Source organism: Burkholderia sp. lig30 (genome assembly GCF_000687455.2).
Lineage (GTDB): Bacteria > Pseudomonadota > Gammaproteobacteria > Burkholderiales > Burkholderiaceae > Burkholderia.
In genome coordinates this window covers 87,561-109,823 of the sequence record NZ_JGVW01000087.1, presented here as the reverse complement: position 1 = coordinate 109,823, position 22,263 = coordinate 87,561, and the positions used below count along the sequence as shown (strand labels likewise).

The following is a 22,263-nucleotide window of genomic DNA, read 5'->3' as shown; positions in this document are numbered from 1 at the left end:
TATTGAAACAATGGCGCCCTTCATGCACCTCGCGGAGCGCCGGACAAGCGAAATGCCCGCCGGCATGCAGGATGCTGCCCCCCACTATCTCGAAATTATTTTGAAACTAGTCCCGATTTGCAAGCGCGCGGCAGATACGCCGCAGTCGGTCAAAAAATTCAGATCGATGCGAATCGGGTGTATGAATTACGCGATCTTCACTGCAACGCGAATGACATACCGCTCGTACAGAATATCGAACACCACGCTGGAAAATACGCTTTGGCGGCGATCCTGTTGCGGGCGCGCCGGTTTGGCATGCTCGCGTGAGCGGGTCACATCGTACAGCATTCGCGGCGCGTTCCTGAGTAAATTGAGTGTTAAATCTGATCAAGGTCAGCGCCGCGCCATCGTTCGTGCGGTCGTCGGCGCGCGGCTGCGCGGCGGGACGGGCAGCCGGCTTCCCGCCGCATGACAGGGAGACCGATCGGCGCGCTGTTGTGCCGCGACCACACCGGTCCGACGCCCTTGCAAAGCGACGCGTGACGCGCCCGCAGGGTCTGACCACGCAAGGGCTGCGGCGCTGAATGGTGCCATTACGACCAGCAGTGCCGCGCGCAAACGTTATCGCGCACCGGATTCGGCCGTTCGCATGAAACGGGCAATGCGGCGAAAATCCACGATAATCCGCGCGCCGCTCAATCCGCCCGATCGATCGGATAAAGCCGATTTAACCAGATTTAAAAATTCATATTATCTGCAGGCGACCTGATAATGGCAACGTTATCGCAAACGTTAAACCGACTGAAAACAATCGAAACCCCCGCCATTCCGCACACCACCTGTGTTTTCATGCACCGGATAATCCGCCGCCGCCCGGAGCGGCGCGTCGCCGGATACGCCGTCAACAAGCCCGCATCGATGCGGGCGCAACCATCGCCTCGAACACGTCCTGTCCCGATTATTTCTATAATCGCGAAGCGCATGGGCCACGTGCCCCTCCTTCCCTCTCTTCTTACCTTACCGTTTCGATCAAGATGCCATCACCGCTGGATGAAGCGCTGCTCAAGATCCTTCCCTGCGAACGGGATGCCGCCCCCTGGATGTCAACGTCGGACGCCCGCGCGCTGTTGCAGCAGCGCGGGCACCAGGTCGACTACCCGAAGATCGTCCTGCGGCGGCTGAATGCACTGGAGCGCGACAACCTCGTCATTTCCCGGGAGGACGGCCGCAATCTGTCCTGGCAGCGCCGGCCCTGGATCGCAGGCATCGGGGGGCTGATGAGCGCCTCGGAGGCCGTGGCGTTCCACATCCTTCAGCGTTTCGCGGGGAACAAGCTGCCGGAAGCCGTCACGCAGGACATCACGCCGCTGTTCGAGGCCGCACAGGTCCGCCTGTCGCAGGAGAAGGCCGACAACCGCGTCTACCGCGCGTGGCCGGAGAAAATCGCATCGGTCGACGGTGTGTTCCAGCTCCATCGCCCCGCGTTGAAGCCCGAGACGTTCAAGACGGTGGCGACCGCCACCTTCTTCGAACGCGAATTGCTGGTCCAGTACCGCGCCGCCTATCGCGGCGAGCAGCAGGGCGTGCCGCGGGCCAAGCCGCTCTGGCCGCTCGCGCTCGTCGAGTCCACCGGCGTGATGTATCTGGTCGCGCAGGACCCGAGCCGCACGCCGAACCCGGCCAAGGGCCAGACCGAGCCGCTGCGCACGTTGTACCGGCTCGACCGCATCGTCAGCGTCGCCGAGTCCGGCAAGCAGTTCGACTATCCGAAGGACTTCACGCTGCGCGACTACGTTCACACCCGGCGCGAGCTCGATTTCCTGACCGACGCGCCGGTCCGGCTCGAACTCGCGTGCGACGAACCGACCGGCAACCGCCTGCGCGAGTCGCCGATGGCCACCGACCAGGACATCGCCAGCATGCCCGACGGGCGCATGATGGTGTCCGGAACCGTCGTGCCGAGCCTGAAGCTGCGTTGGTGGCTGCGCTCGCTGGGCACGGGCGTCGAAGTGATGGCGCCGGCCGATCTGCGGGCGGAGTTCGCGGAGGAATACCGCCAGCTCGCGCAACGGTACGGCGGTTGAGCGCGCAACCCGCGCGCACGACGCAATTCATCGCGCCGAGCGCGCACTGACGCGCACGCCCGGCAATCGCGCCGCGCCCGCCGATAGCGGTGTGGCGCGCATCGCGTTATCCGTTCAGCCCGGCCGCCAGCCACGGAAACGCCAGCACGATGAAGGCATGCGCGCCCGATCGCCCGGTGAAGGCGAGGCTGTGCGCGACGGTCATCGCCTCCCAGGGCTCCCGACCGGAGTGCGTCGCCGAACCGGCGTCCTGCACGTTCCGCAGCTCGGAAATCGTGACGGCAAGGGGCTGGGTCACGGCGAACCGGCGCGCGTCGGCCATCAATGCGTCGATCTGCTGATGCAGCGCCGCCGACGACGGCGCGCGATGGTAAATCAGCAGGCAGCTCGAGTCGGCGTCCGTCAGCACGCGCAGCGGCGACAGGCATTGCCGCGCCCGCGTCCCGGCATCGTCACGCAGGATCTGCGGAATGACGAGCGCGTGCGCGAGCATGCCGAGCGCATGCTCCATCGGCCGCACGCCCGCCGAGATCCAGCAGCCCGAGCGGAACGCCGGCAGCCGGCTCGCCTTGCCGGAAAACAGCGCGATCTGCGGCGTGCCCGCCGCGCTCCCGCGCCGGATCGCTTCGTTCGCGCCCACGCCGTTCCAGCAGAACGCGCCCGACGCGGGTCTGGACGGCTTGACGAGGTGAATCATCAGATCGGCCCGCCCCGCTTCCGGCTCGCGCGCGATCTCCCACGAGACCCGCCCGCCGAGCGTCGGCAGATCGGCCAGCCAGGCCGCCGCCGCGCGCTCGTCGATTCCCCACAGACGCAAGCAGACGCGCATGACCTTCGCATTCAGCGCCGATGCGTCGTGCTGCCCCAGCCGATAGTCGAAGCCGAGGTCGATCCCGATGCTTTCATTCATTCCGCACTCCTGTTCTGACATCACGCGTGCAGTATGCGAAGCGTTCGGGACGAATCGCGTCCCTGTCGTCCCCGATTCCGCGACCCTGCGTGTCGGCCCGCCGCGCATCGGCCCGGCGAGTGGCGTTCCTTTCGTCATGTGAGGCGCGCGGCCGAACGCATCGGCGCGCGCGCATCGATTCCGCCTGCGCCCCGCGCGCCGCCGCGCGAACGTTCAAAAACTGAACACCGCCGCCTGAACACGCCTGCTCAATTAAAACGCATCCTGCACGCGTCAAGGCCGCCCGCCGGCACGAAATTCTTCACACATAACACTGGTACGGTTCGTGCTCAGGTGTAGACGGCGGCACTTATCGCATGCCGGCAAACCATCACAATCTAGGAGACGAAATGGGCTACCACAACATTGCTGATCGCACCGACAGCTTCTTCATTCCCTGCGTGACCCTCATCGGCCCCGGCTGCGCCCGCGAGACCGGCACGCGCGCCAAGGCGCTGGGCGCGAAAAAGGCGCTGATCGTCACCGACGCCGGCCTGCACAAGATGGGGCTCTCCGGGATCATCGCCGGCTATATCCGCGAGGCGGGCCTGCAGGCCGTGATTTATGCCGGCGCGGAACCCAACCCGACCGACGTCAACGTCCATGACGGCGTCAAGATGTACGAGCAGGAGGGCTGCGACTTCATCGTGTCGCTGGGCGGCGGCTCGTCGCACGACTGCGCGAAGGGTATCGGCCTCGTCACGGCCGGCGGCGGGCATATCCGCGACTACGAGGGCATCGACCGCTCCAGCGTGCCGATGACGCCGCTGATCTCGATCAATACGACCGCGGGCACCGCCGCGGAGATGACGCGCTTCTGCATCATCACCAACTCCAGCAACCACGTGAAAATGGCGATCGTCGACTGGCGCTGCACGCCGTTGATCGCGATCGACGATCCGCGCCTGATGGTCGCGATGCCGCCCGCGCTGACCGCCGCGACCGGCATGGACGCGCTGACCCATGCCGTCGAGGCCTACGTGTCCACGGCCGCCACGCCGATCACCGACGCATGCGCCGAAAAGGCGATCGCGCTGATCGGCGAATGGCTGCCGCGCGCGGTGGCGAACGGCGAATCGATGGAGGCCCGCGCGGCCATGTGCTACGCGCAATATCTGGCCGGGATGGCGTTCAACAACGCGTCGCTCGGCTACGTGCACGCGATGGCGCATCAGCTCGGCGGCTTCTACAACCTGCCGCACGGGGTCTGCAACGCGATCCTGCTGCCGCACGTGTGCGAGTTCAACCGCATCGCCGCGCCCGACCGCTTCGCCACGATCGCGAAGCTGCTGGGCGTCAACACGGCCGGATCGAGCACCAATGACGCGGCCCGTGCCGCGATCGACGCGATTCGCGAGCTGTCCGCTTCGATCGGCATCCCGGCGGGCCTCGCCGGCCTCGGCGTCAAGGCGGACGACCACGAAGTCATGGCGCACAACGCGCAGAAGGATGCGTGCATGCTGACGAACCCGCGCAAGGCGACGCTCGCGCAAGTGATCGAGATCTTCCGCGCGGCGATGTAAGCCGTTTCGCGCCCGCCCCGGCTTCGCCGGAGGGGCGCTCACGCCGGCCCGGCCCGCATCGCGCCGGGCCGGCGTGTATTTCCATTTTTCCCGCCAGCGTCGTCTCGACGGCGCGGATAGCGGAACCCGCGGCGTTCACGTGACGGCGAGCGTTACCGCTTTACAGCACACCCACCCCGAGCCCTTCGGATTCGCGCTTCGCGGACCGGATCGCCTCATAGAAGCTGCGCTCGGTCGCGACGTGCTTGCGGTCGACATGCACGACCCAGTTGTCGAACGCGAAGCGCCAGCGGATGCGCCGGTCTTCGAGCAGCGCCGCGAACCATCGCCAGACCGATGCATCTTCCGCATTCGCCGTCGCCGCGGCGTCGATGCGCGCCTGGACGATGGGCGCCACGTCTGCCTGAAATTCGAGAACGGCGGCCATGCGCGATCGGGCTACGCGGGTAGCGTGAAATGCTCGATCGCGTCGCGCAGGCTGGCGACCTGATCGCGCAGCGAGTGCGCGGCGGCCGTGGCCTGTTCGACCAGCGCCGCGTTCTGCTGCGTCACCTGATCCATCTCGCCGACCGCGCGGTTCACCTGCTCGATCCCCGCGCTCTGCTCGCGCGACGCACGGCTGATCTCGTCCAGGATCGCGTGAACGCGGGTCACCGAGCGCACGATGTCGCCCATCGTCGTGCCCGCGTTCGACACCTGCGCCGCGCCGGCCTCGACTGCCTGCGCCGACGCGTCGATCAACGCCCGGATGTCCGTCGCCGCCACCGCCGAGCGCTGCGCGAGGCTGCGCACCTCCGCTGCGACCACCGCGAAGCCCCGCCCCTTCTCGCCCGCGCGCGCGGCCTCGACCGCCGCGTTCAACGCGAGGATGTTGGTCTGGAACGCGATGCCGTCGATCACGCCGATGATGTTGCCGATCTGCCGGGAGCTGCTGGTGATCTCGCCCATCGTCCGCACCACCCCGCCGACCACCTGGCTGCCGCGCGTCGCGACGTCGGCGGCCTCGCTCGCGAGCCGGGCCGCGTATTCGGCGCTTTCGGCGTTGTGCTTCACGTTGGCGGTCATCTCGTCCATGCTCGACGCGGTCTGCACCAGCGCGGCCGCCTGCTTCTCCGTGCGATGCGACAGGTCCGAATTGCCGGACGCGATCTCGTGCGCGCCGACGTTGATGTTCTCCGCGCCGGCGTGCACGCGCGACACCATCTCGACCATGCCGTTGCGCATCGTCTCGAGCGCGAGCATCAGGCTCGGCCGCGTGCGGTCGCTCGCCGGCACGTTCGCCGCGAGGTTGCCCCCGGACATGCGCCGGGCCGCTTCGACCGCGATCTCCATTTCGCCGCCGAGCGCATGGCGGATGCTTCGCAGCACGAACCGCATGACCAGCGTCGATCCGGCACCGAGTATCGTCGTGACGACCAGCCAGCGGAGCAGGTTCGCATGGAACACGTGTTCGACGTCGTCCATGTACACGCCCGTCGCGATGTACCAGTCCCACGGCGCGAAGCGCATCACGTAGTTCGCCTTGTCCGCGCGAACGTCGCTGCCCGGCTTGCGCCCGAGGAACACCGCAAAGCCGCCGCCCGGCCGATTGCCGGCCTCGACCAGTTTCGGAAAGATCGGATTGCCTTCCCGGTCCTTCATTCCGCTCGCGTCCTTGCCGTTCATCTTCGGCAGGAACGGGTTCATGACGATCACGGAGCGCGAGTCGTTGATCGCCACGTAGCCATCCGTGCCGTAGCGCAAATCGGCGAGCACGGCGAGCGCCTGCGCGCGGGCGTCCGCATCGCTCAGCCTGCCCTGTTGCGCGAGCCCGTGGAAGTGGTCGGCGATGCTGTACGCCTGCTGCACGAGCGCGGCGAGCTGCGCGCGGCGGCCGGCGAGCATGCTCGAGCGTGTCTGCCATGCGCCGAATGCGCCGATCAGCACGAGGCCGATCCACAGTACCGCGATCATGGAGCCGAGCTTGCGGTTCAACGTCATTTTCATACGTACAAACGGCGAGAGGGGTTAATCGGATTCGAGCGGATTCGAAGGCTCCGGACGCAGCAGCACGACGGATTCGGGAATTCGGCCGGAGCCGTCCTCGATGCGGCCCGGCGCGATTCGCCGGACCGCCCCGGCGTCACGCCGCGACGATCATGCAGACCGCCGACGCGGTCGCCACGAGCCGGTCGCCCTGCCACAGCTCGCCGTTCACGTTGCACACGCCGCGTCCCCTGCGAACGAGCGTGGACTTGCCGAGCAGCGCGCCGGGCAGCGCCGGCCGCAGGAACGACGTGTTCAGGCTGAGCGTCGCGCAGCGCTCGCCTTCCGCCAGGGTCGTCGTGACGAGCAACGCGGTCACGTCGTCGAGCATCGCCGACAGGATGCCGCCCTGCACATGCCCTGCCGGATTCATGAACGCCGGCGTGCCGACGTACTCGGATTCGAGCGCGCCCTCCCGCAGCGACACGATCTTCCCGCCGAGCGTCGACGTGACGGGGGGCAGCGATCCGCCCGCGCCGAAGAGCCGCTCCCGAAGCTGGCCGTCGTCAATCTTCACGTTGATCTTCTCCATGCAAGTCGGGGCCGCGACGGGTTCCCGCGCGTCACGGCCGTCGTCCGCGATGCGGACTATTCGCCCAGGAACACCGGCCTGCGTTTCTCCTTCCACGCGCGCGTGCCTTCGCGCAGGTCGTGCGACGCGTCCGCGCGCGCGACGTCGCGCTGATACTCGTGCTCGTCGAGCGCGCCGCAAGCGATGCGGTTCAGGTGCTTCTTCATGCCGAGCAGCGCGAGCGGCGCCATGCCGGCCAGCTCGCTGCCCCACCGTTCCACCTCCGCGCGCAGGTCTGCCGGCGCGACCACCGCGTCGAGGAAGCCGCAGGCCTGCATCTGCGCGGCGTCGAAGGTCGCGGCCGTCAGCAGCAGCCGCTTCGCGACGCCCAGCCCGAGCCGCGACACGTAGCGCTGCAGCCCGCCCCGGTAGAACAGCAGGCCGAGCCGCGCGGCCGGCACGAACATCTCGCTCGTGTCGACGCCGATGCGGAAGTCGCACGCGAGCGCCAGATCGGTCGCGCCGCCGTATACCCCGCCGTTGATCGCGGCGATCGTCACCGGGCGCGCGTGCTCCAGCTCGTTCGCGAGCGCTTCGAAGCGCGCGCCCGCGCCGCCGTCCGCGAGACTGCCGATGTTGAACCCCGCACAGAAGTGCCGGCCTTCCGCGCAGAGCTGCAGCACCAGCACGTCGGGCCGCGCGTTCACGTCGCGAATGAAGCCGCGCAGCGTGTCGAGGTCGTCCGGTTCGAGCCGGTTCGCGATCTCGGGGCGGCGCAGCGTGATCGTCGCGATCCGGCCGGCGACGGCGAGTTCCGGCGCGAAGCCGGGCGAGTGGGTGGCGGGTGTCGAGGTCATCGTCGGCTCAGTGGAAATCGTAAATCTGCATGGTAGTCTCGCCGGCTTCGATGCGCGTGCAGATCGCCGCCTCGTCGGCCTCGCGCCGCGCGGCCTTCTCGACCACCTCCGCGGCGCGCACGCGCGGGATCGCGACCACGCCGTCGCGGTCCGCGACGATCAGGTCGCCCGCGCCGATCGTCACGTTGCCGATCATCACCGGCGCGTTGATCCAGCCGATCGCGCCGTAATCCTTGCCCGTGCCGCGGATCGACAGGCCGCGCGAGAACACCGGAAAACCGATCTCCTCGAGCAGGTCCGCGTCGCGCACGCCGCCATCGATCACGAGACCGGCAAGGCCGCGGGCACGCGCCGCGGTCGTCATGATCTCGCCCCAGTAGCCGTGCTCGTAGACGCCGTTCGTATAGACCACGAGCACGTCGCCCGGCTGCGCGACGACGAGCGCGCGGTGCAGCCACAGGTTGTCGCCGCCGGGCGAATGCACGGTCACCGCGGTGCCGCAAATCCTGAAGCCCGGCGCGACGGGCTTGATCGCAGCCGGCAGCGCGCCGATCTTGCCGCCGGCCTCGTGCAGCGTGGCGGTGGGCAGCGTGCGCGCGGCGTCGACCACGCACGCGTCGACCCGCACGATCCCGGTGCGGATGGTGGTCGCCGAATCGTGCTCTCTCATGCCTGCGTCTCCCGGGTCTGCAGCTGGTGGTACTTGAACTGCCTGCGCGCGTCGTCCAGGCGCATGCCGCTGCGGCATGCATCGCGGATCGCCTCCTCCGCGTGGTGGATGGTCTCGGCCGCGTCGAGCACCGCGTCTTCGTGCTCGCGCGGAATCACGATCACGCCGTCGGCGTCGCCGCGCAGGATGTCGCCGGGCTGCACGCGCGCGTCGCCGATGTTGACCGGCACGTTGGTCGCGTCGACCTGCACGCGGTCCTTGCCGGTGCGCATCCAGTGATCGCGGCTGAACACCGGGTAGCCGAGCTTCAGGCACAGCGCGACGTCGCGGCACACGCCGTTGATCACGGTGCCGCCCACGCCGCGGCGGTGCGCGATCTCGGTCAGGATGTCGCCCCACACGGTCGCGTCCTCGCGGCCGCCGTTGTCGAGCACGACGACCGCGCCGGGCGGCACGTCGTCGATATAGTCGCCGACGGTGCCGGGCGGGTTCGACGCCGGACCGTACTTCAGCGTGTACGCGCGGCCCGCGAGCCGGAAGTCCATGCTGCGCGGCTTGATCCGGTAGCACTGGCCGTTGATGCCGAGCTTGTCGAGCGCGTCCGACAGCGTGGCCGTGTCGAGCTTCGCCGCGCGTTCGACGTTGCGGTTGTCGTTCGTCGTCATGGTGTATGTGTCCTCGTGGATTGCGAATGCGCTCACGTGAGCATGTGTTCGTAGTTGCCGCCCATCACGCTGCCGACCGGCTTGCCGGACAGGATCGCCTTGGCCATCGCGGCCTCCTTCGCGACGATCGTCTCGGCGGCGTCGAGCACGCGCTCGATATCGGCCGCGCGGATCGCGATCACGGCGCTGTTGTCGGCCACGACGTAGTCGCCGGCCTCCACCACCACCTCGCCGATCTGCACCGGCACGTTGGTGCCCTTCTCGACCACCCGGCCGCGCGCGGTGCGGGCGGTGGTCGCGCGGCTGAACACCGGCAGTTCGTAGGCGACCGCCTCGTCGATGTCGCGCACCGGGCCGTCGGCCACCACGCCCGCGACGCCGCGCACCTTCGCGGCGAGCGACAGCAGCCCGCCCCAGCAGCCGGCGTCGACGCCGCTGCGCTGCTCGACCACGATCACGGTGTCGCCGTCGGCCTGTTCGATCGCGGTGCAGCCGAGGTGCACGGGCGGCCCCGGCGGCGCATCGCCGGTGCCGAGCTTGACGGTGATCGCGCGGCCCGCGATGCGGCCCGCGCCGGAGCGCTGCGGCAGGCCGCTCACGACGCCGGGCAGTTTGAGCTTGTCGAGCGCGTCCGACACGGCGCAGCAGTCGAGCCGGCGCAGGCGCTGTACGTTTTGGTCAGCCATGATGGTTGTCTCCGCTGGATTGTTTCGATGCGATGCGCGGCCGGGTCATGCGAGCGTGCGCCACGCGGCGAAGCACAGCCCGGTGCCGGTCAGCGCGGGGCTGCGGTAGCCCGGCGTGTACGACACCCAGTCGAGATCGAGCGACTTGACCGCCTCCACCGTGATGATCCAGTTGCGGATCTCGGAGCTGCCCGCCTGAAGCTGCTTCGGGTCGAGCGCGGCAAGCCACGCGCTGTCCTTGCGGCGGATCGCGTCGATGATGCCGGTGTCGAGTGCCTCGTCGACCACGAAGTGCGACAGGCCGCCCGACGCGAGCACGCCGACCCGCAGGTCTTCCGGATAGGCCTCGATCAGCTCGCGCAGCGCGGCGCCGAGCTGCACGCAGCGGCGCGGCGTCGGCTGGTTCGGCGGATCGAAGGTGTTCACGATCACCGGGATGACCGGCAGGTCGAGCCCCTGCAGGTAGCGGCGGTGGATGAACGAGAACGCGTGGCCCTCGAACTGGCCGCGCTCGAGCCCGTCCATCGCGGCGATGTCGAAGTCGCGGTCGCACAGTTCGCGGATCAGCCAGTGCGCCATGTCGGACCTGACCGGATAGTGCACGTCGCCGTCGGGCTCCTGGCGCATCGTGCGCGCACGCGCATACCAGCTGTCGTTCGGGCCCGTCTCGCGCTTCGCGTTGCGGATCGTGTCGCCGTAGTAGATCGCGAACGCCGGGTTGTTGGTGGTGCGAAACAGCTCGGTCTGGTCGTCGCCGACGACGAGCAGCACGTCGAGCTTCGCGGCGCGGATGCGCTCGCGCAGCTCGTCCATTGCGGCCTCGGCCGCGTCGTAACGCTCGCCCATCCTGTCGGGCGTGACCATCGCATCGGCGTGCGCCGGCGCGCGCCGGAGCAGTTCGTCATACGTGACGGGCTCGCCCGCCTGGTCGAAGTAGTACGGGTTCTTCGGGTCGACCTCGCGGAACCCGTGCTGCCAGTCCTCGCGCTGCGACACCAGCATGATGCTGTGCGACGAGCCAAATGCGGCTACCAACCTTGCCATGTCGTCTCCTTCCGTTGTGTTGTCGGTTGCGCGGCGCTCAGACCACGAATGCCGCGCGCCATTGCTCGATCTGCTCGTCTGCGTAGCCGAGCTCCTGCAGGATCGCCTGCGTGTGCTGCCCCTGCTCCGGCGCGAGGCGCGGCGCCGCGTCGCGCGGATAGCGCGACAGCCGGAACGGCTGGCCGACGAACGCGACCTCGCCCTTGCCCGGCAGCTCGGCCGGCCATGCGATGCCGAGGTGCCTGACCTGCGGATCGTCGAACACCTCGTCGATCCGGTAGATCGGCCCGCACGGCACGCCGACCTCGATCAGGATGTCGGTCCATTCCTTCGTGCTGCGCGTCGCGAGCACCTCGCCGATCGCCCGGTTCACCGCGTCGCGATTCGCGACGCGCGCCGGATCGGAGTCGAAACCCGGCGCGCGCGCGAGATGCGCGAGGCCGAGCGCGTCGCACAGGCGCGTCCACATCGTCTGGCCGATCGCCGCGAGGTTCAGGTAACCGTCCCGGGTCGGGAACACGCCGGTCGGCACCGTGAGCGGATGCTCGTTGCCGACCTGCTGCGGCACCTTCCTGTCCACCAGCCATTGCGCGGCCTGGAAATCGAGCATCGCGACCTGCGCTTCGAGCAGCGAGGTCTGCACCCACTGGCCCTCGCCCGACGCGTCGCGCTCGAGCAGCGCGGTCAGGATCCCCATCGCGCAGAAGTGGCCCGCGCACAGGTCGGCGATCGGGATGCCGACCCGCATCGGGCCTTCGCCCGGCTTGCCGGTCACGCTCATCAGGCCGCCCATGCCCTGCGCGATCGAGTCGAAACCCGGCCACTTCGCATACGGGCCGTCCTGGCCGAATCCCGAGATGCTCGCGTAGACGAGGCGCGGGTTGATCGCGCGCAGCGCGTCGGGGCCGATGCCGAGACGCTCCTTCACGTCGGGACGGAAGTTCTCGATGAACACGTCGGCGCGCCTGACCAGCGCATGCAGGATCTCGCGGCCCGCGGGGTCCTTCATGTTCAGCGTGAGGCTTTCCTTGTTGCGGTGCAGGTTTTCGTAATCGGCGCGGTTGTGGTCGCGCCCGCCGATCATGTCGTCGCCGCCCGGCGCGCCGGGCGGGATCTCGATCTTGATCACGCGCGCGCCCATGTCGGCGAACAGCCGCATCGCGGTGGGGCCGGCGCGCACGCGCGATGCATCGATGATCGTGAAGCGCGACAGCGCGCCCCGGCGCGGGGCGTCTGCGGCCTGGTTGGCGTTGAATTCGACGGTCATGTCCGCTCTCCCTCAGGCCGGCGTGAACATCGGAACCGGATAGCCGCCGTCACTCGGCTTGAACACGAGCCGCACGCGATGGCCGATCGCGAGCGTGGCGGGATCGCAGTCGACGAGATTCGTCAGCATCGTCACGCCCTCGTCGAGCGTCACGTAGGCGAGCGTGTAGCGTGCGTCGTCCTTGCCCATCGTGCTGTACGAGTAGATCGTGCCGCGGCCCGCCGACTCGATCCATTCGGTGTTCGCGCTCAGGCAGTGCGGACAGATGTCGCGCGGGTAATAGTGCGTGTCGCCGCAGTCCGCGCAGCGCTTCACGAGCAGGCGGCCTGCCTTCGCGGCCTCCCAGAACGGCAGCGCCTCGGGCATCGCGCGCGGCGCGGGGATGCGGCGCGGGCCGGCCGGCGCGGCGGGCTTCGCGGCCCTGTCCTGCGCGGCAGGTGCGGCAGAAGTCGGATTGGTCGTGCTCATCGTTACTCCCGTTCGAGAATCAGCGTGCCCGCGGTATGGCGCGACGCGAGCGCGCCGCCGATCCCGTTCGCGAGCGCGAGATCGCAGTTCTGCACCTGCACGGCGGGATGCGCTTCGCCGCGCAACTGGCGCACCGCCTCGATCACCTTCGTGACGCCGCCGCGGTTGGCCGGATGGTTGTTGCACAGGCCGCCGCCGTCGGTGTTGAACGGCAGCTTGCCGACGCCCGAGATCAGGCCGCCGTCCTGCACGAATCTGCCGCCGTCGCCCTTCCGGCAGAAGCCGAGATCCTCGAGCTGCATCAGCACGGTGATCGTGAAGCTGTCGTAGAGCGACGCATACTTGATGTCGGCCGGCGTCACGCCCGCTTCCGCGAACGCCGCCGCGCCCGACCACTTCGCGGCCGACCAGGTCAGGTCGATCCGGCCGCCCGACGCGTGCTTTGGCGCTTCGCCGGTGCCGCGCACCTTGACCAGCGGGCGCTTGAGCTGCTTCGCGATCTCGGGGCGCGCGACGATCAGCGCGCCGCCGCCGTCGCTCATCACGCAGCAGTCGAGGCGGTGCAGCGGATCGGCGACCATCGGCGAATTCACGACGTCCTCCACCGTCACGACGTTGCGCAGCATCGCGTTCGGGTTGTGCTGCGCGTGATGCGACGCGGCCACCTTGATCCACGCGAGCTGTTCACTCGTCGTGCCGTACTCGTGCATGTGGCGCTTCGCGACCATCCCGTACAGGTTCTGCGTGGCCGGGCCGAACGGCAGCTCGAACTGCACGTCGGGCGCGTCCGGGTCCGGCGCCTTCAGCGACAGCGCCGCGCCGGCCGCGCGCGGACGGCCCGCGAGCGTGATCAGCGCGACGTTGCAGCGGCCCGCCGCGATCGCCTCGGCCGCATGCGCGACGTGCAGGATCGGTGCGGACCCGCCGCACTCGGTCGAGTCGACGTGGCGCAGCTTGAGGCCGAGGTATTCGGCGATCGTCGTGGTGCCGAGGCCCGGCGCGTCGCCCGCGCAGAAGTAGCCGTCGATGTCGGCCTTGGTCAGGCCCGCGTCGTCGAGCGCGCCCTTCGCGACGTCGGCATGCAGGCGCGCGACGGACAGGTCGTCGGCCTTGCGCGTCGGGTGCTCGTAGGCGCCGACGATGTACGCTTGTCCGTTCAGGCTCATGCTGCCTCCCGCCGGGCCGTCCCAAGGAAGGCAGCCGCCCTCTTGGGGGGCAACGAACGAATGTGGGCGTGGGGGCTGTTCATGCCACCTCCTTGGAGAGACGCTGCGCGGTGAAGCGCTGCAGGTGATGCGTCGCGTCGCCGTAGGTCATGTTGATCGCGAACATCCGCTTCGCGTAGTGGCCCGCGCGGCACTCCTCGGTCATGCCCATCGCGCCGTGCAGCTGGATCGCCCATTCGCCGGCCGTGCGGCACGCGTCGCCGATGAACGCCTTCGCGGCCGACACGAAACGGCTGCGCCGGTGCGCGTCGTCCTCGTCGACCGCCATCGCGGCGGCACACGCCATCGACTTGCTCTGCTCGAGCGCGATCAGCGTGTCGGCGATGCGGTGCTGCAGCGCCTGGAATTTCGCGAGCGGCGCGCCGAACTGCGTACGCGTCTTGAGGTGCTCGACGGTCAGTTCGAGCAGCGCGTCGAGCGCGCCGACCGATTCCGCGCACAGCGCGGCGTTCGCGCGGTCGAGCGCCGCCTCGATCAGCCCGCCCGCTTCGCCGACCGCGCCGATCAGGTCGGCGCGGCGCACGGCCACGCCGTCGAACCTGACGTGCGCGGCGTCGCGCGCATCGATGGTCGCGAAGGCCTGCACCGTGACGCCGGCCGCCTTCGCGTCGACCACGAACAGCGACAGCCCGTGCGCGTCGCCGCGCTGGCCCGACGTGCGCGCGGCGACGACGAAGCCGTCGGCGATCCCGCCGTCGAACACCAGCGTCTTGGCGCCGTCGAGGCGCCAGCCGTCGCCGGTCTCGGCGGCGGGCATCGCGAGACGCGCGATGTCGTAGCGCGCGTCGGCCTCGCCCACGGCGAGCGCGAGCACCTTCTCGCCGCTCGCGGCCGCTGCGAGCCATTGCGCACGCTGCCCGACGCTGCCGGCCGTGCCGATCAGCGCGGCGGCGGGCAAGCCGCTCGCGAGCCAGCCCGCGCCGCCGAGCGCGCGGCCCAGCTGCTGCGCGACCAGCATCGTTTCGACCGCGCCGCAGCCACTGCCGCCGTGGTCCGGGTCGATCGCGAGGCCGGTCACGCCGAGTTCGGCGAGGCCCTGGCGGCGCCGGGCCGCGAGCGCGGCGTCCTCGGCATTGCCGCGCTGGTGCGCCGGATATTCGCCGTCGCAGAAGCGGCGTACCGCGTCCTGCAGCGCGACGTGATCTTCAGTCAGAGAAAAATCCATGTTCGTGTCCCGCCTCAAGCAGTGAAGAGTGCGCGGCTGATGAGATTGCGCTGCACTTCGTTGGTCCCGCCGTAGATCGACAGCTTGCGTGCGTCGAAGTAGTTCGCCGCGACCGCGACAAGCGCCTCGGGGCTCGGCGCTTCGTGGCCGGCCCGGTCGAGCAGCGCCGCCTCGTCGAACGGCACCGCGTACGGCCCGGCGATTTCGGTGAGGAGTGCATAAATTGACTGGCGCAACTCGGTGCCGCGTACTTTCAGCATCGATGCCTCGACGGCCGGCACGCGGCTTTGCTGGTTCTCGCTCAGCATGCGCAGGCCGGTGAATTCAAGCGCCATCAGCTCGATCTCGAAGCGGCTCACGCGCGCCTCGAACAGCGGGTCGCCGGCCAGCCCCTGCTGCCTGCCGAGCGCCTTCGCGCGCGCCAGCTGCTGCTTGCACGAGCCGATCCCGGCGATGCCGGTGCGCTCGTGGCCGAGCAGGTACTTGCCGTACGACCAGCCCTTGTTCACCTCGCCGACGAGGTTTTCGACCGGCACGCGCACGTTGTCGAGATACACCTCGTTGAGATCCGCGCCGCCTTCGAGCATGCGGATCGGACGCACTTCGACGCCCGGCGATTTCATGTCGATCAGCAGGAACGAGATGCCTTCCTGCGGTTTCGCGTCCGGATCGGTGCGCACGAGCGCGAACATCATCTCGCACCAGTGCGCGTACGACGTCCAGACCTTGTGGCCGTTCACGACGAAATGGTCGCCGTCGCGCACCGCCGTGGTCCGCACGCTCGCGAGATCCGAGCCCGCGCCCGGCTCCGAGAAGCCCTGCGCCCACCAGGTTTCGCTGCGCAGGATGCCGGGCACGTAGCGCGCCTTCTGTTCGGGCGTGCCGAACGCGTTGAGCACCGGGCCGAGCATGTTGATGCCGCTCGCGATGATGCGCGGCGCGCCGCCGACCAGCGTTTCCTCGTCGAAGATGTAGCGCTGCAGCGGCGTCCAGCCCGGGCCGCCCGCCTCCTTCGGCCACGACGGCGCGATCCAGCCGCGTTCGTGGAGCAGCGTGTACCACTCGACGTAATCGTCGCGTTCGAGACGCAGGCCGAGTTCGGCCTTGCGCTTGAGCGCGGGCGACAGGTTGTGCGTGACGAACGCGCGCACCTCGGCGCGGAACGCCTGATCTTCTGCGGAGAATTCGAGTCTCATGTCCGTGTCCTCCCCACGCTCAGTGCGACGAACCGTGCGCGCCGCACACGACCAGCGCGTCGAGCGCCAGCACGCGATCCGGGTACGCGACGAGCGGATTCACGTCGATTTCGGTGATCTGCGGATTCGCGCGCATCTGCGCGCCAATCGCGGCCACTGCCTTTGCGATCGCGGCCACGTCGACGCCCGCCGCGCCGCGCACGCCGTCGAGCAGCGCGGCCGCCTTCAGGCGGCGCAGCTCGACCACGATGTCCGCCTCGGCCATGTCGGCCGGGATCAGGCGCACGTCCTTCAGCGTCTCGATCCAGATGCCGCCGAGGCCGACCAGCACGACCGGCCCCCAGTCGGCATCGCGTTTCGCGCCGACCACGAGCTCGACGCCGCGCGGGCCCATCGCCTCGACGAGCGCGCCATCGAGCCGAAGCTCCGGACGGTGCGCGGCCACGCTCGCATGGAGCTTGCTCCAGCCGTCGCGCAGCGCGTTCGCGTCGGCCAGGCCGACCACCACGCCGCCGACGTCGCTCTTGTGCGGCAGCTCGCTCGCCTGCGCCTTCAGCACGACCGGGTAGCCGATGTCGCCGGCAATCGCGAGCGCATCGTCGAGCGTCTTCGCCAGACGGCCTTTCGGAACCGGCAGGCCGGCGGCAGCCAGCCATTCCTTGCCCTGATACTCGGCGAAGATCCCGTTCGCGGGCACCGGGCCCGGCAGCGGAACGGCGGCCGGCACGGCCTGGCTTGCGCGCCCGGCGCGCTGCAGCGATTCGCCGTAGGCGGCCACCCGCGCGCAGGCGCGCAGCGCGCGGTCCGGCGAACGGAAGAACGGCACGCCGCTCGCGGCGATCGCGTCGACGAAGAACGGCTCGAGCGCATTGTTGTCGCCCATCACCGCGAGCACCGCCGGCTTGGCGGCGCGCGCGAGCGCCGGCACCAGATGATCCGCCTTGTCGCGCTGCGCGATCGGCGGGCCGCCCATGATCGACAGCACCAGGCTGCCGATGTTCGGATCGGCGAGCACGGTGTCGATCAGCTCGCCGATCAGGCCCGGGTTGCGCACGCCGATCGTCGTGTAGTCGAGCGGGTTGTCCGCCACCGCGAAATCGGGCAGCAGCCCGGTCAGCTTGCGGACGGTCGGCTCGGTCAGGCTCGGCAGCGTGAGGCCGATGTCTTCCGCGAAATCCAGCGTGATGTTCTTCACCGCGCCGGACGCGGTCATCACGGCCGTGCCGGCCGCGGGCGGCACCGGGAAGCGCGCGAGGATCGTCGTGGTGTCGAACAGCTCGTCGAGCGAATCGACCATGACCACGCCCTCGCGGGCGAGCAGCACGCTCGCGGTCGCGTGGTCGCCCGCGAGCGCGCCCGTATGCGACTGCGCGGCTTCGCGCGCACGCGCGCTCTTGCCCGGCATCAGCATCACGATCGGCTTGCCGGCCGCGCGCGCGTCGCGCGCGAGCCTGACGAAGGTCTGCGGGCGGCGGATCTGCTCCGCATACACCGCGATCGCGCTCGTCTGCGGATCGGCCACGAACCAGGCCAGGTAGTCCTCGATGCCGAGCACCGCCTCGTTGCCGGTCGACACCGCCGCCGTGATCGGCTGGCCGCGCCCCATGAACGCATCGCGCAGGTTCGCGGCCATCGCGCCGCTCTGCGCGACCACGCCGACACCCTTGCGGCCCGCACACGGATACGGCGCGACCGCCTCGAACGTCACCGGCACGCCGGCCTCGAAATTCGTGAAGCCCATGCAGTTCGGGCCGATCAGCGCCATGCCCGACGCGTTCGCCGCTTCCGTCAGTGCCTGCTGCCGGGCCCGGCCTTCGTCGCCGGCCTCGGCATACCCCGACGCGAAGATCACGGCGGCGCCGGTGCGGCGCGCGCCGAGCGTGCGCACCGCGTCGAGCACGCCCGCTTCCGGAATCGCGAGCACTGCGAGATCGATGCCTTCGGGCAGCGCGTCGGCGCTGTTCACGCACGGGCGGCCGTTGATTTCCTGGCTGCTGCGCGACACGAGATGGATCTCGCCCGCATAGCCGAAGCGCTCGAGGTTCTGCAGCACGAAATTGCCGAACGCGCGCGGATCGGCGGACGCGCCGACGATCGCGATCGAGCGCGGCTTCAGCACGCGTTCGACGGACAGCACGCCGGCGGTATCGGAGAGTGACTTGCTCATCAGGTCATGCCTCTTCTTTGTTTGAGACTTGATTGAGACCCTGGTCTTGGCATACCGGGATCGCGTTGGGTGTGATGCATTCTGGCATACCAGAGATAGCTTCTCAACACACCAGACACCTAAAACACGCACTAGTGTTTTCCCTTAACTGGCGCTCAAGCGGCTCATCAATTCCAGACATGCCTTTGATTCATAAAGAATTTATCTCGTCACCCCGGCACACACGCGCGGAAGGCCACGCGACATATGAAAAACCCTATGTTGCATGCCATAAAAGCGCATTGGTATATTTTCGACACCTGAACGCACCATACCCACCATGAAATCTGTCGTCGATCTGCCCGTCGAGCGCGAACCCGCTACGGGCGACATGCCCGAAGCGGCGCCCCGCATCCGGGCCAGCCTCGCGAGCGACATTCGCGCGACGCTGCAGGCCGAGATCGAAAGCGGCCAGCTCGCGCCCGGCATCCAGATCGACGAACGCGCGCTGGCCGCGCGTTTCAACGTGTCGCGCACCCCGGTGCGCGAGGCGCTCCAGCATCTCGCCGCGCGCGACATGGTGGTGATCTCGCCGCGCCAGGGCATCACGGTCGCGCGCCTGTCGATCGCGAAGGTGCGCTCGATGCTCGAATACGTCGGCGAACTCGAGGCGCTCTGCGCGCGCTTCTCGGCGCGGCGCGCGAGCGACGCGCTGCGCGACGCGCTCGACCACGCGCTGATGGTCTGCCAGCAGGCGGCCGTCGATGGCGATCCGGGCGAATACGCGCTCGCCAACGCGCTGTTCCACGACGCGATCTACGACGGCAGCCGCAACGAATGCCTCGCCGGGCAGATCCGCGCCGCGCGCCGCCAGTCGGAGCGCTATCGCGTGGCCGATTTCCGCAACCGCGGCCAGATCCTCCGCTCGCTGCAGGAACACGTCGAAATCGCCCGCGCGATCCAGGCCGGCGACGAGGCCAGGGCCGCCGAGGCGATGCTGCGCCACGTGCCGGCCGGCACGACCGGCTTCTCCGAATTCCTCGCGGCGGTGCCGCGCCACTTCTTCGATACCGGCGCCGACTGACACGCCGCGCCGTCTTTCCACGCCATACGGAGGAAGCATGCCCCGTTCCATTGACGTCCCCGGCCTCGCGCACAACGCCCCGATCCCGGTCGGCGCGCGCGTCGCCAACGTGCTGTGCTCGTCGGCGATCGCCGGCAAGGATCCGGCGACGGGCCGCCTCGCGGCCGGGCCGGCCGCGCAGGCGCAGCTCGCGTTCGACAACCTGAAGCGCTTCCTCGACGCGGGCGGCGCGACGCTCGCGGACGTCGTGAAGCTCACGGTGTACGTGAAGGACGACGCGGTGCGCGAGCACATCAACGCGCACTGGCTCGCGTTCTGGCCGGACCCGGCGCAGCGCCCCGCCCGCCACATCGTCGTGCACGACCTGCAGCACGGCATGGCGCTGCAGCTCGAAACCCTCGCCGTCGTCGCGTGAGCGCGCCGGCAGACCCATCCAACGAATCGCTACTCGCATAAAGGCTCCATCGTGATCATCGACTCCCACGCCCACGTCGTCATGCCCCCCGAAAGCTTCCGCTACATGGCGGAACTGATCGGCGGCCGCGCCAACCCGTCGACCCGGCCGACCGTCTCCGACGCGTCGGTGCGCAAGGTCGCCGAAGAGCTCGTGCGCAGCATGGACTCGGTCGGCACCGACGTGCAGTTCATCTCGCCGCGCCCGTACCTGCAGATGCACTCGGTCAAGCCGGCGCGCGTGACCGAGCTGTGGTCGCGCCACTGCAACGACCTGATCGCGCGCTACGTCGAGATGTTCCCGGACCGCTTCCGCGGCGTCGCAGGCCTGCCGCAGTACATGAACGAATCGCCGGAAGTGCGCGTGGTCGCGGAACTCGAGCGCTGCGTCAACGAGCTCGGCTTCGTCGGCTGCCTGCTGAACCCGGACCCGACCGAATCGGAAGGCCCGACGCCGCCGGGCCTCGGCGACGCATTCTGGCACCCGCTGTACGACGCGATGACCCGCCTCGACGTCCCCGCGCTGATCCACTCGGCGGGCAGCTGCAGCCCGCGCGAGTCGTACACGCTCAAGTTCATCAACGAAGAGAACATCGCGGTGATCTCGCTGCTCGAGTCGGACGTGTTCGACAAGTACCCGGACCTCAAGATCGTGGTCGCCCACGGCGGCGGCGCGATTCCGTACCAGATGGGCCGCTTCCGCTCGTGGGCGGTGCGCCGCAACCATCCTCAGACCTTCGACGAGCAGCTCAGGAAGCTCTACTTCGACACCTGCAACTACTCGAAGGAATCGATCGAGCTGCTGCTCAAGGTGGCCGGCACCGACAACGTGCTGTTCGGCACCGAGAAGCCGGGCACCGGCAGCGCGCGCGACCCGGTCACTGGCCGCGACTACGACGACATGCGCCCGGTCATCGAGAGCATCGAATGGCTGAGCAACGAGCAACGCAAGAACATTTTCGAATGCAACTGCACGCGCCTCTACACACGCGCGTTCCGCAACTACACAGGAGCGTAATCATGGCGATGACCCGCGAAGAGAACGAGCTGCTGACCCGCGTCGAGAACGGCGCACCGATGGGCGAAATGATTCGCCAGCACTACTGGATGCCGGCCGTGCCGTCAGCCAAACTCGAAGCGGACGGCGCGCCGGTGCTGGTCCGTCTGCTCGGCGCCAACTACGTGGCGTTTCGCGCGACCGACGGGCGCGCGGGCCTGATCGACGAGCGCTGCCCGCACCGCAAGACCTCGATGATGGTCGCGCGAAACGAGAACAATGGCCTGCGCTGCATCTATCACGGCTGGAAGCTGGACGTCGAAGGCAAGGTCGTCGAGGCGCCGAACCAGGTCGGCGACCAGGCGCAGTTCTGCAAGCACGTGAAGACCAGCCAGTACCGCGTCGAGGAACGCGGCGGCATCGTGTGGGTGTGGCTCGGCCAGGGCGACACGCCGCCGCGCTTCCCCGACCTGCCGTTTACCAACCTGCCGGCGGACCAGCGCTCGGTGACGAGCGTCGAAGTGCCGACCAACTGGGTGCAGGGCGTGGAAGCGTCGATGGATTCGTCGCACGTCGGCGTGCTGCACGAATCGACCACGCAGATCACCGCGGGCGGCGGCAACGAGCGCATGCACATGACCCGCTCGCTCGCACCGCGCCTCGAATTCGAAGACCGGCCGTACGGCTACCGGTATGCGGCGGTGCGCGACCTGCCCGACGACAGGATCTATGCGCGCGTGAACAACTTCGTGATGCCGTGGTACGGGATCATCTGCCCGCCGGACGCGAACAGCCCGAGCACGGTGTTCTTCTCGACCCCGGTCGACGACGTCACGCACCGCGCGTGGTTCGTGCACTTCAACCCGAACCGCAAGCTCGGCATGACCGTGATGTCGGCCACGCCGGACGTGTGGAACTTCCCGCCGCTGCCGCCCGGCACGCGCGAGACCGGCTACGGCCAGAACCGCGACCTGATGAAGCGCGGCCACGCGACCGGCTTCTACCAGCATCTCGGCACCGAGGACTTCGCGATGTTCCTCGGCCAGGGCCCGATCGCGGACCGCACCACCGAGCAGCTCTGCTCCGCCGACGGCGCGGTGCTGCGCGTGCGCGCGCTGCTGCTCAAGTCGGCACGCGAGTTCATCGCGGGCAAGACGCCGACGCTCGCCGACAACCCCGAGCTCGACTACGCGCGCGTGGTCTCGATCGGCGGCGTGCTGCCGGCCGGTTCTGACTGGCGCGTGCTGACCGAGACCGCGTAACCT

22 protein-coding genes are annotated in these 22,263 nt (G+C 68.9%); 7 read left to right on the top strand and 15 right to left on the bottom strand.

The window, feature by feature from the left end; genetic code table 11:
• The first annotated feature begins 52 nt into the window (after nt 1-52).
• Complete coding sequence (locus LIG30_RS26495) at nt 53-454, top strand: hypothetical protein (RefSeq protein WP_152986141.1); 402 nt, start codon at nt 53-55, stop codon at nt 452-454.
• A gap of 628 nt (nt 455-1,082) precedes the next feature.
• Nucleotides 1,083-2,066 carry a helix-turn-helix transcriptional regulator gene (locus tag LIG30_RS17355; protein ID WP_326973047.1) on the top strand — a complete coding sequence of 328 codons (984 nt, stop codon included), beginning with the start codon at nt 1,083-1,085 and terminating at the stop codon, nt 2,064-2,066.
• 106 nt (nt 2,067-2,172) lie between these two features.
• Here the strand turns inward: LIG30_RS17355 and LIG30_RS17350 are convergent, their stop codons facing one another.
• Nucleotides 2,173-2,976: a hypothetical protein gene (locus LIG30_RS17350; RefSeq protein WP_051995076.1), complete on the bottom strand. Its 804-nt coding sequence runs from the start codon at nt 2,974-2,976 to the stop codon at nt 2,173-2,175.
• 389 nt (nt 2,977-3,365) lie between these two features.
• Between LIG30_RS17350 and mdh the strand changes: the two genes are divergently transcribed.
• Nucleotides 3,366-4,538, top strand: coding sequence for an iron-dependent methanol dehydrogenase (gene mdh, locus LIG30_RS17345; protein ID WP_038713867.1), 1,173 nt, complete (start codon nt 3,366-3,368; stop codon nt 4,536-4,538).
• A gap of 160 nt (nt 4,539-4,698) precedes the next feature.
• On the opposite strand, the gene LIG30_RS17340 is transcribed toward mdh, so the two are convergent.
• The 14 genes from LIG30_RS17340 to LIG30_RS17275 all read right to left on the bottom strand — a co-directional run bounded on the left by LIG30_RS17340 (nt 4,699) and on the right by LIG30_RS17275 (nt 18,485).
• On the bottom strand, nt 4,699-4,965 hold the full coding sequence (locus LIG30_RS17340; RefSeq protein WP_051995075.1) for a hypothetical protein: 267 nt from the start codon (nt 4,963-4,965) through the stop codon (nt 4,699-4,701).
• 11 nt (nt 4,966-4,976) lie between these two features.
• Nucleotides 4,977-6,518: a methyl-accepting chemotaxis protein gene (locus LIG30_RS17335; protein ID WP_038713984.1), complete on the bottom strand. Its 1,542-nt coding sequence runs from the start codon at nt 6,516-6,518 to the stop codon at nt 4,977-4,979.
• Nucleotides 6,519-6,660: 142 nt separating this feature from the next.
• Entirely contained in the window at nt 6,661-7,080 is a 420-nt protein-coding gene (locus LIG30_RS17330) for a PaaI family thioesterase (protein ID WP_235510332.1), read from the bottom strand.
• A gap of 71 nt (nt 7,081-7,151) precedes the next feature.
• On the bottom strand, nt 7,152-7,931 hold the full coding sequence (locus tag LIG30_RS17325; protein ID WP_038713866.1) for an enoyl-CoA hydratase/isomerase family protein: 780 nt from the start codon (nt 7,929-7,931) through the stop codon (nt 7,152-7,154).
• Nucleotides 7,932-7,938: 7 nt separating this feature from the next.
• A complete protein-coding gene (locus tag LIG30_RS17320) occupies nt 7,939-8,601 on the bottom strand; it encodes a 4-carboxy-4-hydroxy-2-oxoadipate aldolase/oxaloacetate decarboxylase (protein WP_038713864.1) in 663 nt (220 codons plus the stop codon).
• On the bottom strand, nt 8,598-9,266 hold the full coding sequence (locus LIG30_RS17315) for an RraA family protein (RefSeq protein ID WP_038713863.1): 669 nt from the start codon (nt 9,264-9,266) through the stop codon (nt 8,598-8,600). The genes LIG30_RS17320 and LIG30_RS17315 overlap by 4 nt, the downstream gene beginning before the upstream one ends.
• A 32-nt stretch (nt 9,267-9,298) precedes the next feature.
• Nucleotides 9,299-9,952 (bottom strand): RraA family protein, encoded by a 654-nt coding sequence (locus LIG30_RS17310; RefSeq protein ID WP_038713861.1) that lies wholly within the window; start codon nt 9,950-9,952, stop codon nt 9,299-9,301.
• Between the two features lie 45 nt (nt 9,953-9,997).
• The gene (locus tag LIG30_RS17305; protein WP_051995074.1) at nt 9,998-10,996 is read right to left on the bottom strand and encodes a protocatechuate 3,4-dioxygenase; all 999 of its coding nucleotides are present in this window, start codon (nt 10,994-10,996) and stop codon (nt 9,998-10,000) included.
• Nucleotides 10,997-11,033: 37 nt separating this feature from the next.
• On the bottom strand, nt 11,034-12,263 hold the full coding sequence (locus LIG30_RS17300; protein WP_051995073.1) for a CaiB/BaiF CoA transferase family protein: 1,230 nt from the start codon (nt 12,261-12,263) through the stop codon (nt 11,034-11,036).
• A gap of 12 nt (nt 12,264-12,275) precedes the next feature.
• Entirely contained in the window at nt 12,276-12,731 is a 456-nt protein-coding gene (locus tag LIG30_RS17295; protein ID WP_083494076.1) for a Zn-ribbon domain-containing OB-fold protein, read from the bottom strand.
• Nucleotides 12,732-12,733: 2 nt separating this feature from the next.
• The gene (locus tag LIG30_RS17290) at nt 12,734-13,897 is read right to left on the bottom strand and encodes a thiolase domain-containing protein (protein WP_038713857.1); all 1,164 of its coding nucleotides are present in this window, start codon (nt 13,895-13,897) and stop codon (nt 12,734-12,736) included.
• Between the two features lie 79 nt (nt 13,898-13,976).
• Complete coding sequence (locus tag LIG30_RS17285; RefSeq protein ID WP_038713855.1) at nt 13,977-15,122, bottom strand: acyl-CoA dehydrogenase family protein; 1,146 nt, start codon at nt 15,120-15,122, stop codon at nt 13,977-13,979.
• Between the two features lie 14 nt (nt 15,123-15,136).
• Nucleotides 15,137-16,318 (bottom strand): acyl-CoA dehydrogenase family protein, encoded by a 1,182-nt coding sequence (locus tag LIG30_RS17280; protein WP_038713854.1) that lies wholly within the window; start codon nt 16,316-16,318, stop codon nt 15,137-15,139.
• Nucleotides 16,319-16,337: 19 nt separating this feature from the next.
• The gene (locus tag LIG30_RS17275; RefSeq protein ID WP_038713852.1) at nt 16,338-18,485 is read right to left on the bottom strand and encodes an acetate--CoA ligase family protein; all 2,148 of its coding nucleotides are present in this window, start codon (nt 18,483-18,485) and stop codon (nt 16,338-16,340) included.
• A 319-nt stretch (nt 18,486-18,804) separates the two neighbouring features.
• Between LIG30_RS17275 and LIG30_RS17270 the strand changes: the two genes are divergently transcribed.
• The 4 genes from LIG30_RS17270 to LIG30_RS17255 are packed head-to-tail and all read left to right on the top strand — an operon-like array spanning nt 18,805 to nt 22,260.
• Complete coding sequence (locus tag LIG30_RS17270) at nt 18,805-19,548, top strand: GntR family transcriptional regulator (RefSeq protein ID WP_235510331.1); 744 nt, start codon at nt 18,805-18,807, stop codon at nt 19,546-19,548.
• 37 nt (nt 19,549-19,585) lie between these two features.
• Entirely contained in the window at nt 19,586-19,963 is a 378-nt protein-coding gene (locus LIG30_RS17265) for a RidA family protein (protein WP_038713851.1), read from the top strand.
• 51 nt (nt 19,964-20,014) lie between these two features.
• Nucleotides 20,015-21,019, top strand: coding sequence for an amidohydrolase family protein (locus LIG30_RS17260; protein ID WP_038713850.1), 1,005 nt, complete (start codon nt 20,015-20,017; stop codon nt 21,017-21,019).
• 2 nt (nt 21,020-21,021) lie between these two features.
• Nucleotides 21,022-22,260 (top strand): Rieske 2Fe-2S domain-containing protein, encoded by a 1,239-nt coding sequence (locus LIG30_RS17255; RefSeq protein ID WP_038713849.1) that lies wholly within the window; start codon nt 21,022-21,024, stop codon nt 22,258-22,260.
• Nucleotides 22,261-22,263: the final 3 nt, after the last annotated feature.